This is a genomic window from Paenibacillus sp. sgz302191 (assembly GCF_057749925.1).
Map to the genome: position 1 here is coordinate 1 of NZ_JBYLHY010000039.1, position 16822 is coordinate 16822.

Genomic DNA, 16822 nt, shown 5'->3' on the forward strand with positions numbered 1-16822 from the left:
TAGGGGTTACCAATGACGTTTGGAACAAATACGAAAAGGAATTTACTTCCTGGTCCGTGCAAGCGAAGCAATTAGTGCTTAAGGATACCGAGCATTATATTCATCAATATCGCCCTGATCTCGTTGCAGATGAAATATTGGCCTTGGCCAAGCGGTAGACTTTCTGAAAGTCTGTGAAGGAGTAACACAGATTGGATAGCATTAACTCTTGGAGAGAAAAAACTTTATTAAGCCTAGGGATCGTGTTTTTGCTTGTGACCTTGTTGCGCCATCTTAGTGAGCATGATGCGCACCCCATAAGGTTGCTTATGGGGTGCGCGAGTTTTTCCTCGAATCCGATTTTAGTCGCGGTTCAGCTCGTTCAGCAAATCGCTCAGCATTTGCTCGGTCACCGATCCTTGGCTGAAAGCGGCCAGCGCCCGCAGCGGCATATATTTCATCATAGCCGCCATCATGTCGGCGTGGTCGTCGCCCGGCTCCGCCGTCAATGCGCTTGTCTCTTGAAAGCGGCTCATCAGGCGCTGGACGGGTTCCGCACTGGACGGATCGCCGAGCAGGTCGCCGATCGTCGTATTGCGGGTGTAGGATCGCTTGATCGCGACCGTCGATTGAACATGCACGGTATCCTGCAGTACGACGTCCTGTGACGATTGGCCGATCAGAATCGCGAAGTCGCCGGTCTCGACGTGCCAATCTTTCAGATCGACGTTGTAGTAAGCAAAAGAGCGTTTGTCCAGAACAAACTCGACCGCTTTTTCCTCCCCGGGCTGAAGCTCGACTTTCGCAAAGCCTTTCAGCTCTTTAGCGGGGCGAATAACACTGCTTTCGACATCCTTGACGTACAGTTGGACTATTTCCTTGCCCGCGCGCGAGCCTGTATTTTTGACCTTGACCCGGACCGTAACCGTATCCGTATCTTTGATGTTCCGTTTATCCAGCTCGATGCCCGTATATTCGAACGAAGTGTAGCTCAATCCGTATCCGAACGGGAACAGCGGCTGCACTTTTTTCGCGTCATAATACCGGTAGCCTACGTACAAGCCTTCTCTGTACTCCACCCGGTCGCCTTCTCCCGGGAAGAACAGGTAGGAAGGATTGTCGCTCAGCTGGAGAGGGAACGTTTCGGCCAGCTTGCCGCACGGATTCGCTTCGCCGAACAGCAGGTCGGCAATAGCGCCGCCAACCGCTTGCCCGCCCAAGTAACCTTCGAGCACCCCTTTTACTTTGCCGATCCACGGCATCTCGATAGGGGACCCGTTCAGCAGTACGACAACGACATTGCTTTGCACGCCCGCCACAGCTTCAATCAGCCTGATTTGATTGCCCGGAATGCTCAAATGCTCCCGGTCATATCCTTCGGATTCGTAGCGGTCCGGAAGCCCTGCGAAGACGACCGCAACCTGCGCCTCGCTTGCCGCCCGCTTCGCTTCCTCAAGCAGCGCTTCTTCATCGGCATCGCTATCCAGCCGGTAGCCCTGCGCATAGGCGATCGCTGCCGAAGCGCCGGCCAGTTTCCGGATTTCTTCGACCGGATGGTCCAGTTTTGTCGGCGTAATGTGGGAGCTGCCCCCGCCTTGATATCTCGGTTTATCGGCAAATGCGCCGATGACCGCGATTTTGCTCTCTTTCTTGAGCGGGAGAATGCCGTTCTCGTTTTTCAAAAGAACCATGCTTTCGCTTGCCACTTCTCTTGCCAGCAAATGATGCGCTTCCTGATCGTAGGCAGCGTTTTCTTTCTTGTGGTCGACCGCCATGAAAATAATGTTCAGCAGTCTTTCCACCGCTTTGTCCAGCGCTTCCGCGGACAGCTTCCCGCTCTTCACGGCTTCGATCACTTTCTGCTCCCCGACGCCGCTGTTTGCCGGCATTTCCAGCTCCAGACCGGCCGCAAGAGCGTCGTCTCTTTCGTTAACGGCACCCCAATCGGACACGACAAAGCCTTCGTGGCCCCACTCATTTTTCAAAATATCGGTCAGCAAAAATTCGTTTTCGGAAGCGTACGTCCCATTCACCCGATTATATGAACTCATTACCGTCCAAGGCTGAGATTTTCTGACAGCGCCTTCAAAACTCGCCAAATAAATTTCCCGCAGCGTACGCTCGTCCACGACCGCATCCACCGACATGCGGCGGTGCTCCTGGTTGTTGACGGCAAAATGCTTCAGCGACGTGCCGACTCCCTGGCTTTGCACGCCCTGGATATGGCTTGCCGCCATTTCCGAAGATTGGAACGGATCTTCCGAGAAATATTCGAAGTTTCTTCCGCACAGCGGGGAACGCTTAATGTTCGCGCCCGGTCCGAGCAGCACCGCTACGTCTTCCGTCTGGCACTCCTCGCCCAGAGCGACGCCGACCTTGCCGATCAGCTCCCGGTCCCAGGAACATGCCAGCCCCGCGGCCGAAGGGAAACAAGTTGCAGGAACGCTGTCAAACAGCCCCAAATGGTCGGCGTCCGCTTTTTGCTTGCGCAGTCCGTGCGGGCCGTCCGTCACCATAATCGACGGAATGCCGAGGCGCTCCACTCCTTTTAAATGCCAAAAATCAAGTCCGGAGCACATGCCTGCCTTTTCTTCGAGTGTCATTTTGGAAATAAGCTCTTGAATATTGCGTTTCATAGTTGTTTACCCCCTAAACGGTATTTTCCATCGGTCGCACCACCATCATAATTCACGGAACCTTCATTTTATGGTATTATCTTAAGATAAATTGTACTTATTTCAGATGGCGGTGATTGTTCGTGGTCCCATTGGAGGTTAAAAAAGAACTTGAATATATAGGCAAACTTATTTTTGAAAGTTTTCAAATTCCCGTGTTTTACGTGAATCCCGGCAATGAAATCGACTTCCGGCTGTCTTCTGTTTTTCATACGAGCCCATTATTTCCCAACTATGACGATCTCATTCGCTCATTGACCGGCTCCGAACGGGAACGAAGCTCGCATATGCCTGTCATCCGTTCTACAAATCACGAGGAAAATTTCGTCATGCTTTCCATCGAGCGGGACGGGCAATTTGCAGGCACACTCGTTGTCGGTCCCTCCGTCTATTCCGATTTGTCCGACGAGGCGATCGCAAGCCTTATGTACGACAACCATGTCCCGGTCAAACACCGTCCCCAGTGGTCCCAGTACTTGCGCAGTCTCCCGGTAATCCCCAAAATGCGCCTGCTTCACGCAAGCATGCTCATCCATTACCTTGTTTATAAGGAACCGCTCGAAATCACGAACGTACTCGAGTACAACCATCATTTCGAGCAGCGGTTCGTGCCGGTAAACAACGTGGATCTCAGCCTGTCGACGCGGAGGGAAAATTCCCTTTTCCACATGGACCCGGTTCACGAAAAAACGCTGTTCCAGCATATAAAAAACGGGGATAAAGCCGGGCTTCTCAAAGCGTTAAGCGTAGTCTTGCCGGGAGAGGTCGGCATCTTGTCGCGGCGCAGCCGGCTGCGAAGCCAAAAAAACCTTGCCTATTGCGGCATTACCCTGGCTACGCGCGCGGCGATCGAAGGCGGATTATTCCCGGAGACCGCTTATACCTTAAGCGACCTGCACATCCAGCATATCGAGGAGCTGAAAGAAGTCAGACATGTGGAGAACGCCTATGCGGACGCGTTTTTAGACTTTGCCGAGCGTGTCCGCAAGAGCAGGATGCACAATGTGTCGAAGCCGATCGCTTCCTGTCAAAACTACATTTTCAACCATCTGTACGAAGAAATCACCCTCAAAACACTTTCGCAATTAACAGGACTAAACGCCAATTATTTATCCCAGTTGTTCAAAAAAGAAACCGGAATGACGCTAAGCCATTACATCCAGCGGGAAAAGGTGGAAGAATCTAAAAAACTGCTCGTGCTGACCGACTACCCGATTGCCGATATTTGCTCCCGTTTAAATTACTACGACCAGACGTATTTCAACAAAATTTTTAAAAAGCATACCGGCACGACGCCCAAACAGTATCGAAACAACCGGAGCGCGGAAAGCTTGTGGTAGCGCGGCATGGCGGGCAGGTACTGCACGCATCTCCCAACGCGCGGCGCGGCGGTCAACCAGCGCAAAGCCGCCCTGCGGCACCGCTGGCGTCGCGAACGCGGAAACCGCTGGCTTCAACCGCTCCCGCGTGTGGAGAGGCTGTGCTGACTAACTCGAGGAAGCGTTTCACCGCCACCAAACGCTTCGTGGGCCGAAAAACTGCGCGCTGACTTCCTCCAAGTGGCGCTTCAACCGCCATCAAACGCCTCGTATGCTGAAAACCGCGCTGACTTCCTCCAGTAGCGTTTCACCGCCACCAAACGCTTCGCGGGCCGAAAAACCGACCTGACTTCCTCCAAGTGGCGCTTCAACCGCCATCAAACGCCTCGCGGGCCGAAATCCACGCGCTGGCTACCTCCAAGAAGCGTTCCAACCCCCTGCGCGCGCCAAAAGCCTGCAAAAATACATCTTTTTGCTCCTAGATGCTCCTGGCGCGAAAAATTCCTGCAAATGTGCAGTTTTTAACGCCAAAACTCGGGAATTAGCCCCATCCGAGCAGAAATTCCTGCACAATCGCAGGCTTTTCCCCGAATTCGTCCGTTGCTATCGAAAATAACTGTACTTTTGCAGGTTTTCGCGCTGCCGGGCCGCTTAGCGAACTACTGCTCCGGTTTTAGGGGGACCTATCGCCTTTGGATTACAAGCAATTCAAGCTGCTTATTTCCAAATTTATGTAAACCATAGCCGATTGGGGCAACAATTATAGTTTCCTCACGTGCAATAGAATCCGAAAATTTAGAAATCCCTAGCGACGATTGAGGAATACTTGAGAGAGAACGAAACAACAAAAAGCAACCGCTGACTTTGCCGTCAGTGGTTGCTTTTTGTTGTCAGTGGTTGTTTGTTAGTGAGGCGTTTTGCCCATGCCTCCGACCCCGAAGCGTCCTCCCGCTGCCTTCCGGCAGCTTAATGATCCGTGCCTATGTATGCTTCGTATTCAGCCGCGGTAAGCAAACCTTCGAGTGCGTCTGCGCCCGAGATTTCCACCTCGACCATCCAGCCTTCCCCGAAAGGGCTGCTGTTCACAAGCTCGGGAGAGCCTTCCAGCGCATCGTTCACGGCCGCCACCTTGCCGGTCACCGGCGAAAAAATATCCGATACGGTTTTGACGGACTCGACGCTGCCGATGCTGTCTTCGGCGGTCACGGAAGCTCCCGCTTTCGGCAGCTCCACGAACACGATATCCCCCAGCTGATCCTGGGCAAAATCCGTAATGCCGACGCGAACCAAAGTATCGGACAGCTTTTCCACCCATTCGTGCTCTTTGGTGTAAAACAAATTGGCTTGTACTTGACTCATCGTTTTCCGCCTCGCTTGCCTGCAAATTTTGCTTTTAGCTTAATCCAACGGAAACCACAAAGTCAAGGCGGGCGGTCAAAACTTCTTTCCGGCAAAAAGGTTTGTGCACCGCGCTGAAATTTTTGGAAAAATTCCAATTGACAATCCGCAGCATGCTGGGCTCATAATAACGGTATACCCAATCGAATAAGCAGCGGATGAGGATGCAGGGAGAGACCGCCGAAGCGCATGAAACATGAAGCGCGGCGCGGCGCCGAAGGAGTAAACCTGAACGGGTGAATCTCTCAGGCAAAAGGACCTGTATCGGACGCATCTCTGGAGAGCTCCGGCGCACAGCGAACGCGCATGCCGGACACCCAAGGGGAAACTTGCCAAGCAGGCGGACGGCCCAAGCCCAAGGCAAGGTAACTCTCAGGTACAAAGGACAGAGCAAAAAGTATGTGTGTTTGCCATGCGTACTTTTTGCTCTTTTTTGCTTTTTGGGCAAAATAACCGCAGTACGAAAATTGCGGATGAAAGGCGAGGGATACGACGATGTTAAAGCGAACACCGCTCTTTCCGGTATACGCGGAGCATGGAGCGCGGGTTATCGATTTCGGGGGCTGGGAGCTGCCCGTGCAGTTTGCAGGCATTCAAAAAGAACACGATGCCGTCCGGCGGCAAGCCGGCCTGTTTGACGTGTCGCACATGGGAGAAGTGCTGGTCAGCGGAGCGGATTCCCTTGCTTTTTTGCAAAAGCTGACGACCAACGACGTGTCCAGGCTCGAAGCCGGGCAGTGCCAGTACTCGCTGATGTGTTATCCAGACGGCGGCGTCGTGGACGATCTGCTCGTTTACAAGCTGGGCCAGGACAGCTACATGCTGGTCATCAACGCATCCAACATCGACAAAGATATCGGCTGGATGAAGCAAAACGCCCCGGACAGCGTCATGCTGGACGACATCTCGGACAAAACGGCCCTGCTCGCTTTGCAGGGGCCGCAGGCGGAACCGATTCTCGCGCAGCTGACGGACGCGCCGGTCGGGACGTTGAAATCGTTCCGCTTTTTGCAGGGCGTGAACATCGGCGGCGTCCAAGCGCTCGTCTCGCGAACCGGGTATACCGGTGAAGACGGCTTCGAGCTTTACGTCGGCGCAGCCGATGCCGTGGAGCTGTGGGGCAAGCTGCTGGAAGCCGGCAAAGACTCCGGCCTGATTCCGGCCGGATTAGGTGCCAGGGATACGCTGCGTTTTGAAGCGCGGCTTCCCTTGTACGGGCAGGAGCTTTCCAAAGACATTTCCCCGCTTGAAGCCGGACTTGGCCCGTTCGTCAAGCTGGATAAAGGGGAGTTCATCGGACGCGAAGCGCTCGCCGCGCAAAAGGCAGCCGGCACTCCCCGCAAACTAGTCGGCATCGAGATGATCGAACGGGGCATCCCCCGCTCGCATTATGCCGTTTTCGCCGGCGGCAAACAAATCGGAGAAGTAACGACAGGCACGCAATCTCCGACTTTCAAAACGAACGTCGGCCTGGCGCTGATCGAAGCCGCCTACAGCGCACCGGGCACCGAAGTGGCCGTTGAAATCAGAGGCGCCCGGGTGAAGGCGAAAGTCGTCCCAACGCCGTTTTATAAAAGAAAACCGTAGACTCAGGGCGGAATTCCGATCCCTGATCGAGAGAGGAGCTGCAAGCTGTTATGAAGCATCGTTACTTACCGGTTACCGAGCAGGATCAAAAGGAAATGCTGGAGACGATCGGCATCTCGTCCATCGACGAGCTGTTTCAAGATATTCCGCAGCAGGTTCGCTACAAAGGAGAGCTGAACGTCTCCGCCGCGCTCGACGAGCAAAGCCTGCTGCGCTACATGCGCTCCCTGGCGGGCCGCAACGCGGACTTCGACCGCTACGCCAGCTTCCTTGGCGCAGGCATCTACGATCACCATCTTCCGGTGGTGATCAATCACGTTATTTCGCGCTCGGAGTTCTACACGGCGTACACGCCTTATCAGCCGGAAATCAGCCAGGGCGAGCTGCAGGCGATTTTCGAGTTTCAATCGTACATCTGCGAGCTGACCGGCATGGCCGTAGCGAACGCTTCGATGTACGACGGCGCGACGGCGCTGGCTGAAGCCGGCGCCCTGGCGAGCGGCGCGACGAAGCGCAGCCGTCTGCTCATCTCGCGTGCGGTGCACCCGGAGGCGCGCGCGATTGTTGCCGCCTCCGCCCGCGGGCTGAGCCTGGAAGTGGTCGAGATCGGCTGCACGCCCGAAGGCGTGACCGATCTGCACGACCTCGCTTCCAGGCTGGGCGGCGACACCGCCGCGGTCATCCTCCAATCGCCGAATTTTTTCGGCTGTTTGGAGGATATCGCGGCAGTGGAGCCGCTCGCGCACGGCGCGGGCGCACTGCTCGTCGTGAGCGCGAATCCGCTCACGCTCGGGCTGCTTGAGGCGCCGGGCAAGCTCGGCGCCGACATCGTCGTCGGCGACTGCCAGCCGTTGGGCATCGCCGCTTCGCTCGGCGGGCCGACATGCGGCTACTTCGCCGTCGCCGAAAGCTGGATGCGCCGCATGCCCGGGCGCATCGTCGGGCAAACCGTAGACCGCGCCGGCAAGCGCGGGTTCGTGCTGACGCTGCAGGCGCGGGAGCAGCACATCCGGCGCGAAAAAGCGACGTCGAACATCTGCTCCAACCAGGCGCTGCTCGCGCTTTGCGCATCCGTGTACTTGTCCGCGATGGGCAAGCAGGGCATCCGGGATGTCGGCAAGCTGAACGTCCAAAAAGCCCACTACGCGGCGAACCGCCTCACCGCGTCAGGCAAGCTAAAGCTGCCCTTCGGCGGCAGCTTTTTCAACGAATTCGCCGTCAAACTGCCTGACGGCGCGAACGTGCAGGAGCTGAACGCCAAGCTCCTGCAGCATCAGATCATCGGCGGCTACGATCTCGGCCGCGACTACCCCGAGCTTGCCGGCCATATGCTGATCGCCGTCACGGAGCAAAGAACGCGCGAAGATATCGACAACTTCGCCGCAGTATTGGAGGAGCTTGCATGAACGATCTGAAATCGCTGATCTTTGAAATGAGCCACCCTGGCCGCGTCGCCTACGCCTTGCCTGAATGCGACGTGCCGGAAGCCGACCTCGACACCCTGCTTCCGCGGCAATTTCAGCGCCGGAGCCCCGCAGAGCTGCCGGAAGTATACGAAGTGGACGTCATCCGCCACTATACCGCACTGTCGCGCCGCAATTTCGGCATCGACAACGGCTTTTATCCGCTCGGTTCCTGCACGATGAAATATAACCCGAAAATCAACGAAGACGTCGCCCGCTTTCCCGGCTTCGCCAAAATCCATCCTTACCAGCCGGAGGAATCGCTGCAAGGCGCAATGGAGCTGCTCTACAACTTGCAGCGCGATCTCGAAGCGGTCACGGGCATGGACCGGGTGACGCTGCAGCCCGCCGCCGGAGCTCACGGCGAATGGACCGGCCTCATGATGATCCGCGCTTATCATGAATCCCGCGGCGAGCGCCGGACGAAAGTCATTTGCCCGGACTCCGCGCACGGCACGAATCCCGCCAGCGCTACCGTAGCGGGTTTCGAAACGGTGACGATCAAATCGAACGAACGCGGCCTGGTGAACCTCGACGAGCTGCGCCGTGCAGTCGGTCCGGACACTGCCGCATTGATGCTGACCAACCCGAACACGCTCGGCCTGTTCGAGGAGCAGATCGTCGAAATCGCCGAAATCGTTCATGCCGCAGGAGGGCTGCTGTACTATGACGGCGCAAACGCCAACGCGATTATGGGCATTACGCGTCCCGGCGATATGGGCTTCGACGTCGTGCACCTCAACCTGCACAAAACGATGAGCACCCCGCACGGCGGCGGCGGCCCCGGCGCAGGTCCGGTCGGCGTCAAGGAAAAGCTGATCCCCTTCCTCCCGACGCCGCTCGTCGCGAAGCGCGAAGACGGCAGCTTTTATTTCGACCATCATTACCCGCAATCCATCGGCCGCGTAAAAGGCTACTACGGCAACTTCGGCATCCTCGTCCGCGCCTATACCTACATCCGTACGCTCGGTCCCGAGGGCTTGCGCAAAGTGTCCGAATACGCCGTGCTGAACGCCAACTATATGCTGGCCAGACTTGCTCCGCACTTCGATGTGCCGCACCCGCGCTTTTGCAAGCATGAGTTCGTCCTGTCCGGCAACCGCCAAAAAAAGTTCGGCGTCCGCACGCTCGATATGGCCAAACGGCTGCTTGATTTCGGCTACCATCCGCCGACCATCTATTTTCCGCTTAATGTCGAGGAATGCATCATGATCGAGCCGACGGAGACGGAAAGCAAAGAAACGCTCGATCAATTCATCGACGCGATGATCACGATCGCCAAGGAAGCGGAGGAAAATCCGGAACTTGTCAAAAACGCGCCGTACACGACGATCGTCAGCCGCCTGGACGAAGCGCTTGCCGCGCGCAAGCCGGTGCTGAACTGCAGCTGCGGCTAATAATTCCCTTTCGAAAATTCGGCAACCGGGCGGGGATCAAGGCTCCTCTTTGGAGCCCGCCCCGCATAGAGTGCTGCATTAAGCGGTATGGGTGTCTTCCTCAGTGGCCGGCTCATTCAGTTACATTGCGCGTGTCTGTCAAAATGATCCTCTCAGATTCCCGCAATACTTCTCCTAGCATGCAGAAAACCTGCAAATATCAGGCTGTTGAACAATCCCCGCGGCAGTCGCAATGACCACAATCTGCCTAGCTGCACGAAGAAAACCTGCAAAAATACATGAATTTGCGTCCTTGATTGCTGGCCACGAACAATTCCTGCAATTGTGCAGGCTTTTCAGCAGGGACACGGGCTCAGGTTCACTTTTAGCGAAAATTCCTGCACTTTTGCAGGCTTTTCGCCAAAATAAGCCAGTTTCGGAGGAAAAGCCTGTACTTTCGCAGGTTTTCCTCTATCGATTCACCTAATCCCCCCTTTGCTGAGAAGGCTGCAACCAGCATGGGAGAAGCGCGCGTTAAGAAAGAGCGGCTGCACCAAAAATTAGGCTCCCCTTTTGATTCTCCTACCACCGCAAGCTTCCTCAACAGACTGCAATTCTATGAGTTCATATCGATGGTATAAAAGCTTCCAACCAGAGTATCCAAAACAAGTCCATAGGCATTTTGGAGCGGTATTCCCTGCCCCCCATCGTTTAAACTTATAATCTCAAAATTGTTTTTTTGGGAAAAGACTTAATTATCAAGTATTTTTTACAATAACAACAAAACCTCAATAAATCCTTAGAATAAAGAATCTATGAAAATATTATAGGTATATACTCCCAATTTTATATTCCAGTCTATTTGTATGTTGCATTTTACAAATCTCGTGGTAATATTTTACTTGTTAATTAATACCATATATTATATTTATTTAGGAGGATTCTAAACCATGAATCTAAAAACCATCACAGTAGCATTAGCAACAGTTTCTATGCTGGCATTCGGTACAAACTCCGCACTTGCAAACACTAATATTTATGAACAAAACGACACCCAGAATACTGGTTATTACACTCCGGAAGCATTTCTTGCGGGAGCCCCAGCCGGCACTACAAATCCTTACGGCTTTAGCAAATTGGGCACATTAAGCAGTCCAAGTGACCATGATTGGTACCTTCTCGAGTTCCCTTCTTATACTTATTATCCAGGAGTAACTGCAACAATAACGCTAGTCATGCCTTATGGCGGACAGGTGTACGGTTTGTCAATTGCTACTGAATCGGGTGACTATGTCCAGAAAGAATGGCTTGTTGATAACAATTCTATATCACAGGCTAAAATTTATCTTCAGCCCAACACCAAGTACATGCTACATGTGTATACGGATCAAAGTACTGTAAGCCCATACAATTATCAATTAGCTGTTAACTAATTAGAGTTATTTGGAGACATGTTAATTCATTGTCGTCTCCTTTTCTACCTCGGTGGTCCTTTACGGACGAATTCAAACTCATACAGCCACAAACGTCCACCGATCCAACCATCCAAAAAAACACCGCCCCGGACCGGCCTTCTCGAGCAGAGAGGCAGGTCCGAAGCAGTGTTTTTTACTTATTCACCTCGTACAAATAATACACAAAATCGCTGGGAACATGAAGTTCAGGTTCCATTGCGGCGAAAATTCCTGCACAATCGGGCACAATCGCAGGTTTTATGCCAAAATGTACCATTTCTACAAGAAAAACCTGCACTTTCGCATCTTTTCTCCCTTTTAAGCGAGTCCACAGCTCATGCCGGGTGTGGCGCGCGCAGCAAAAGATTTAGCATTCTGCGCAAAGAAAACCTGCAAAAAAAACGGTTCTTCGCATCATTGGCGAAAGAACCCGTTTTTTCGTTTGCCTCGAACCGCTAGATGCTGTAAAAGTGTGCAGCCGTACCTCCCAATATGGCATCCTGCTCCGCCTTGGAGTATCGTTTCAGCGTTTGCAGCGTTTCCTCCCATACCTTTTTGTAACCACCCGCCAGATTGGCGATCGGCCAATCGCTTCCAAACATCAACCTGCTTGCGCCAAAAGTTGCAACCGCAGCATCCACATAAGGCCGAATGTCGGCAGAGCTCCAGTTCCCCCAGTCGCAAGCCGTGTTCAGGCCCGATATTTTGGCGTACACTCGCGGGTATTGCGCTGCGGGCCGGAGCTGGGAAGCCCATGGCTCCATGATCCCGGAGAGAATGGGCGGCTTCGCCAAATGATCGATCGCGATGCGTAAGTCCGGGACTTTCTCCGCCAGTGTAGGCACATGCTTCAAGTGATTCGGAAACACGGCAACCACATCGAAGGTCAGATCAAAAGATGACAGCACTTTCAACCCTTCAATAACCCGATCCCGAATCACCCAATCCGGGTCCGTTTCGTTGTGAATCAAATGGCGGACTCCTTTGAATAAAGGGTTTTTCTTGTATGCTTCCAGCCTCCTGCCCGCTTCATCCGGCTGATCAAGCGGAACCCAGCCAACGATACCGGCGATCCAGTCCGCTGCACCTGCTTGTTCCAGCATGTATGCGGTATCCCACTCATAATCTCCCGACTGTACAAGTATAGTCTTGTCGATGCCCGCCTCGTCTAGCAGAGGCTTCAATTCCGGCGGCTCGAAGTTGCGGTATAACAGCCCGTCATCCTCCGAAAGCCAGCTGTACCGATTCTCGATCGTCCAAAAGTGTTGATGAGCGTCAATTCGCATGTTGTCGTTCCCTTCTGCCCTTAACAGCGCAGCAAAATCTTCATTGCACAGCCTCCGCTATTCATAAGCGCAAGCCCTGATTCCAGCATTTCCAGCGGCAGCACTTCAGTGATCAAGGACTGGATCGGCAAGACGCCCTGAGCAGCCAGACCAATTGCTTGCTCGAAATCTTCCTTCTCATAAACCCTCGCTCCGTTCAGCTTCAGTTCTCTCCAGAAGAAACGGTGCAGATCGACCTGCGGCGGTTTGCTGAAAATACCAACGACTACAATGCGGCCTCTCGTACGCGGAAGCTTCGTCATCGCCGCGGCGCCGGCCTGAGAGGAGGTCACTTCAAAGACAACATCGCAGCCCGCCCCTCCCGTTCGCTCCGTCACATACTCGGCGATGTCCCGTTCCAGCGGATTGATCGTCTCAAATCCGAGCTTAGCCAGCAGTTCCAACCGGAACGGATTAATTTCAGAGACGAGCACGTTCGCTCCTGCTTCCCGCGCTACCATCGCAATCAAAGCGCCGATAGGCCCGCCTCCAATCACAACGGCGTATTCGCCCTGCTTGACCTCGCCGATACGCACATCATGACAAGCCACTGCAAGCGGCTCGATCAGCGCGGCATGCTCCAAGGGCAGCTCGGAGGGCAGCGGCAGCACGGTAAAGGACGGCACGGTCCAGTACGTCTGGAACGCTCCCGGAGTCTCGATGCCCAAAAAATTCAGCTTGTGGCAAATATGGCTGTGACCCGCCAAACAAGCGGGGCATTCGCCGCACGGATGCAGCGGCAGCACCGTCACCCTGTCTCCGACAGCTACATGCTCGACGCCTTCACCGACCTTTTCCACCACTCCGGACATTTCATGCCCCATAATTTGCGGAAAGGCGACGCGCTGATCCATATGTCCAAGATAAATGTGCAGGTCCGTTCCGCAAATGCCCGCGTAGGACACACGAATCTGCACTTCTCCGGCTTTCGGCGGCACTGCTTCTGATTCATCGACGCGCAGTGAACGGTTCCCTTCATAATAGACAGCCTTCATCGCGATACTCCTCTTTTCTCGTTCATCGTATCAAAGCAGTCAAAGTCTGTTACGCTTCAAAGGTTTCCCTAAACCAATCCACCATCCATTGGCATACTTCCCATAAATCGGTCACCGGCTGTCCGCTAAACGGCAGTGTGTGCATGTAACCCGGAGGGCCGAATTCCGGCGTGCAGGTCAAAGACTTGCTCCCGCGAAGCCGATGACAGCGGTGCACCTGCTCCCAGAAGCTGCGGTGAATTTGCAGCTCCTTGGCATATTCGGGCGCGCCGGGATGAGGAACCTGCGGCCCTTGCGGATAACCTACGCGCCCATGCAGATGGATCGTCCGCTCGGCGGCAAGCCGCAGCGCCTCCTGCTGGTCCTCCAGCCAGGATTCGCAAACGCACAGCCAATGGCTGATGTCGGCCGTAATTCTCAGCTCCGGATAGGCCTCTAGAAGCTTGGCTGTATGCCATGGCGTGAACATGGCGCGGCCGCGATGCGTCTCATGCGCAATGGCAATCCCTGCCTCTTGCTCTACCGCCAGGGCATTTTCAAAAAAACGGCGCTGCTGTTCCCATGGCATAGAATCTTTAGCCGATTGCGCATTGATAAGAATCGGGCCGTATTGAGCGGCCCGCCCTACTTCCTCGCGAAACGAATCGCTATGCGGTTCCGAAGAAAAAATTTGTGCGATAAAATCGAACTTGTATTCGGCCAGCAGTTGCTGAAACCGCGCAGGGTTACTTATCATAAATAACGGGGATTCCACTCCCGTATATCCCCCTGCCGCGATTTTCTCGAACATTTGCTCCACACTTCCCGTCATTCCCCACAATGATTTATACAGTTTCAGTTCCACTGTATACCCCCAGACTTTCGGCACGCATCCTCACTTGAACACGATCTGTTTTAAGGACAACCCGGTTTGCGTAAAATATTCCTTAACGGGGCCCACCGTAATATCGCGAATCGTCTCCAAATCCTCATCGAACATCTCCGGTGTCCATTTCCGGCCGAAAGCCGCATGATTGACTTCGTCAGCCCAATCGTAATCCTGGAACTGCGCCATCAACGGGTGCTTCGCCGTATTTTTGCAGAATTCAAATTCCGCCACTTTGCCCGGACGCTTCATTTGCGCATCCTCAATTCCGATGGATAGCCATGCATAGCGCATTTCCACCATCTTCGGCACGATCAAATCGTAATCGCCGGCAAATTGCGGACGGCTCCGCCAATCGTGATTTTCCGCTTCCAGAGCGGCTTGACCGAACATGCAATGTCTGGCTTCATCCCACAGATGGCGCGCTAAATCGCGGTAAAATTCCCACGGCATATTTTTTTGCAAATAAATGACGCTTGCAATCAATTCGCAGGCAACCATCTCTTCCTGCCGCACCCGCATCATATCCACCAGCAGTTGTTCGTCCGGGTTCTCAAAAGCGATGCCCATGCTTGCGCGTTGGTTCACAGTCGGTCCCATAGTCGAATCGCGAACAATGTTCGTTACCATCGTATACGGCTTGCCGGATCTTTGTTTGTCCGGGTATGCTTTGGATTTCTCGCCTTCCGCGTCAAAGCCTCCTCCAAGCTGCTCCAGCTGCATGAGGAAATCGACAAAACCCTGCACGTCCCTATCCGCTGTCTCCTTGCTAAGCAAATGCTCCAGAATGTCTGCTCCCCATACGACTTGCTCCTCCAGGTCCGCAATGATCTGTCTGAACATGCGAATCGTCGGTTGATCGACGATCTGCTGAGTTTCCTTCACATGCTTCCGATACATGTCCAGCAACTTGGGTTTCACAAAACCGTACAGCACCGTCGCCAGCTCCAAATCCGACTTCGCATGGATCAGCTCTTCGAAAAAAAGCTGCACAAACGGGTCGGGCGCTTTGCCCAACAAAGCGGCCGACGTTCTCATTTCGACGATCCGCTCGCGGAGCGCCGTCGCCGCTTCCGCGTCCTCGTAGAGATGGCGGCTGATTCCCTGCTTCAGCTCCCAGTCCTGCAAAGAGGGCAGCTGCGCGCATTGTGCGAACATCAGTTCCTGATGGATATAGGCATATCTAAGCAGCTTCTTCGCGTTTTCCGCAACCCCGTATTTCCCGAGTTCGTAAGGGTTTTGAATGCCTGTAAATTTGATTGCAGATTTCATATCGGTGCCTCCCGCTCTTGGCTTATACTTTGGCGTAAGCTTTCTTCTCAATTTCTTCCCAGTCAAATTTGTAGCCGATTCCCGGTTCCTTCGGCGCAGTAATGAAACCGTCCGGCTCGACTTCATAACCGAAACCAATCGGTCCGGTCCCCCAAACCAGCACCTCAAAAAACGTATTGTTCGCTATTCCGCAGGCAAGCTGAACGTTCGCCTGGTCCCCGCCGTGAATCTCCGCTTTCATATTGAAACTATCCGCCAGATGCGCGATTCTCAGCGAACCCGTAATGCCGCCTTTCAGCACAGTTCCTGTGCGAATTCGGTCGCAAGCGCCGTGAACGATGAAATCTGCCGCATTGTAATGGCAGCCGTCCGAAGTCTCAGCCGCCAGCACGGGAATCGTCAGTTCGTCGCATAGCTTTTTATAATTCCAGATGCTGAACTCGCGCATCGGTTCCTCATACCAATAATAATCCGCCTGTTCCAGCGCCTTACCTAGATAAATGGACTCTTGCAAATCGAAGCCGGCCGAGCCGTCATACATCAGGATGATATCGTCGCCAACATGCTTTCGCAGCGCTTGGCAAAGCTTCGCATCCGCTTTGGCGTCCCCCCAGGCATGAAGCTTAATCGCCTTGTAGCCCTGCTCCAAACAATGATCCGCAACTCGCAGAAATTCGTCTGTAGTTGCATAGGTAACCGTGGAGGCATAGGCCTGAACGCGATCCCGGGAGCCGCCCAGCAGCTGATACAGCGGCATGCCGGCTTTCTTCGCCGTAATGTCCCATAGAGCGACATCGGCCAAGCCCATGTAATAAATCTGAAACTCCTCGGCACGATCCAGCTCCCAAATCTCGTGCCAGAGCTGCTCCTTCAGCAGCGGATCACGCCCGATTAACAAATCCTTCAACCTGCGCTGCGCGTAGTCTACGGTCATTAGTCCGCGCTGCGCTACCGCAACGCCTTCGATTCCTTCATCGGTTATAATCCGGAGAATGCCGGTCTCGTTCAAATGAGACCCTTGAGGCAATCCCTTTCGCCAACGGAAAGGGATATCTATGTTGTTTTTGATCGCATACGCTCTTACATCTGTAATTTTCATATGGTTTGCTTCTCC

12 protein-coding genes and 2 riboswitches are annotated in these 16822 nt (G+C 54.0%); of the genes, 5 read left to right on the forward strand and 7 right to left on the reverse strand.

The annotated features are described in order from the left end of the window. Nucleotides 1–341: 341 nt before the first annotated feature. Entirely contained in the window at nucleotides 342–2615 is a 2274-nt protein-coding gene (locus tag AC3G2T_RS33990) for a beta-glucosidase (RefSeq protein WP_488438232.1), read from the reverse strand. 122 nt (nucleotides 2616–2737) lie between these two features. Between AC3G2T_RS33990 and AC3G2T_RS33995 the strand changes: the two genes are divergently transcribed. Next, entirely contained in the window at nucleotides 2738–3994 is a 1257-nt protein-coding gene (locus AC3G2T_RS33995) for a helix-turn-helix domain-containing protein (RefSeq protein WP_488438233.1), read from the forward strand. Between the two features lie 945 nt (nucleotides 3995–4939). On the opposite strand, the gene gcvH is transcribed toward AC3G2T_RS33995, so the two are convergent. Continuing rightward, a complete protein-coding gene (gene gcvH / locus AC3G2T_RS34000) occupies nucleotides 4940–5332 on the reverse strand; it encodes a glycine cleavage system protein GcvH (protein ID WP_474686676.1) in 393 nt (130 codons plus the stop codon). Nucleotides 5333–5529: 197 nt separating this feature from the next. Further along, nucleotides 5530–5642: riboswitch (glycine riboswitch) on the forward strand. 3 nt (nucleotides 5643–5645) lie between these two features. Next, nucleotides 5646–5762, forward strand: a riboswitch (glycine riboswitch). A gap of 104 nt (nucleotides 5763–5866) precedes the next feature. Here gcvH and gcvT point away from each other — a divergent pair. The 4 genes from gcvT (at nucleotide 5867) to AC3G2T_RS34020 (ending at nucleotide 11230) form a co-directional block, all read left to right on the forward strand. Then, on the forward strand, nucleotides 5867–6958 hold the full coding sequence (gene gcvT / locus AC3G2T_RS34005) for a glycine cleavage system aminomethyltransferase GcvT (protein ID WP_488438234.1): 1092 nt from the start codon (nucleotides 5867–5869) through the stop codon (nucleotides 6956–6958). A gap of 50 nt (nucleotides 6959–7008) precedes the next feature. Then, a complete protein-coding gene (gcvPA, locus tag AC3G2T_RS34010) occupies nucleotides 7009–8364 on the forward strand; it encodes an aminomethyl-transferring glycine dehydrogenase subunit GcvPA (protein ID WP_474686674.1) in 1356 nt (451 codons plus the stop codon). Further along, nucleotides 8361–9818 carry an aminomethyl-transferring glycine dehydrogenase subunit GcvPB gene (gene gcvPB, locus AC3G2T_RS34015; protein ID WP_474686673.1) on the forward strand — a complete coding sequence of 486 codons (1458 nt, stop codon included), beginning with the start codon at nucleotides 8361–8363 and terminating at the stop codon, nucleotides 9816–9818. Before gcvPA ends, gcvPB begins: the two co-directional genes overlap by 4 nt. 929 nt (nucleotides 9819–10747) lie before the next feature. After that, complete coding sequence (locus tag AC3G2T_RS34020) at nucleotides 10748–11230, forward strand: hypothetical protein (RefSeq protein WP_488438235.1); 483 nt, start codon at nucleotides 10748–10750, stop codon at nucleotides 11228–11230. Between the two features lie 476 nt (nucleotides 11231–11706). Here AC3G2T_RS34020 and AC3G2T_RS34025 read toward each other — a convergent pair whose 3' ends face one another. The 5 genes from AC3G2T_RS34025 to AC3G2T_RS34045 are packed head-to-tail and all read right to left on the reverse strand — an operon-like array spanning nucleotide 11707 to nucleotide 16807. Continuing rightward, on the reverse strand, nucleotides 11707–12537 hold the full coding sequence (locus tag AC3G2T_RS34025; RefSeq protein WP_474686672.1) for an amidohydrolase family protein: 831 nt from the start codon (nucleotides 12535–12537) through the stop codon (nucleotides 11707–11709). A gap of 20 nt (nucleotides 12538–12557) precedes the next feature. After that, nucleotides 12558–13571 carry a zinc-dependent alcohol dehydrogenase gene (locus tag AC3G2T_RS34030; RefSeq protein ID WP_474686671.1) on the reverse strand — a complete coding sequence of 338 codons (1014 nt, stop codon included), beginning with the start codon at nucleotides 13569–13571 and terminating at the stop codon, nucleotides 12558–12560. A 49-nt stretch (nucleotides 13572–13620) separates the two neighbouring features. Next, complete coding sequence (locus AC3G2T_RS34035; RefSeq protein WP_474686670.1) at nucleotides 13621–14415, reverse strand: sugar phosphate isomerase/epimerase family protein; 795 nt, start codon at nucleotides 14413–14415, stop codon at nucleotides 13621–13623. Between the two features lie 30 nt (nucleotides 14416–14445). Next, nucleotides 14446–15708: a hypothetical protein gene (locus tag AC3G2T_RS34040; RefSeq protein ID WP_474686669.1), complete on the reverse strand. Its 1263-nt coding sequence runs from the start codon at nucleotides 15706–15708 to the stop codon at nucleotides 14446–14448. A gap of 22 nt (nucleotides 15709–15730) precedes the next feature. Continuing rightward, entirely contained in the window at nucleotides 15731–16807 is a 1077-nt protein-coding gene (locus AC3G2T_RS34045) for an enolase C-terminal domain-like protein (RefSeq protein WP_474686668.1), read from the reverse strand. Nucleotides 16808–16822: the final 15 nt, after the last annotated feature.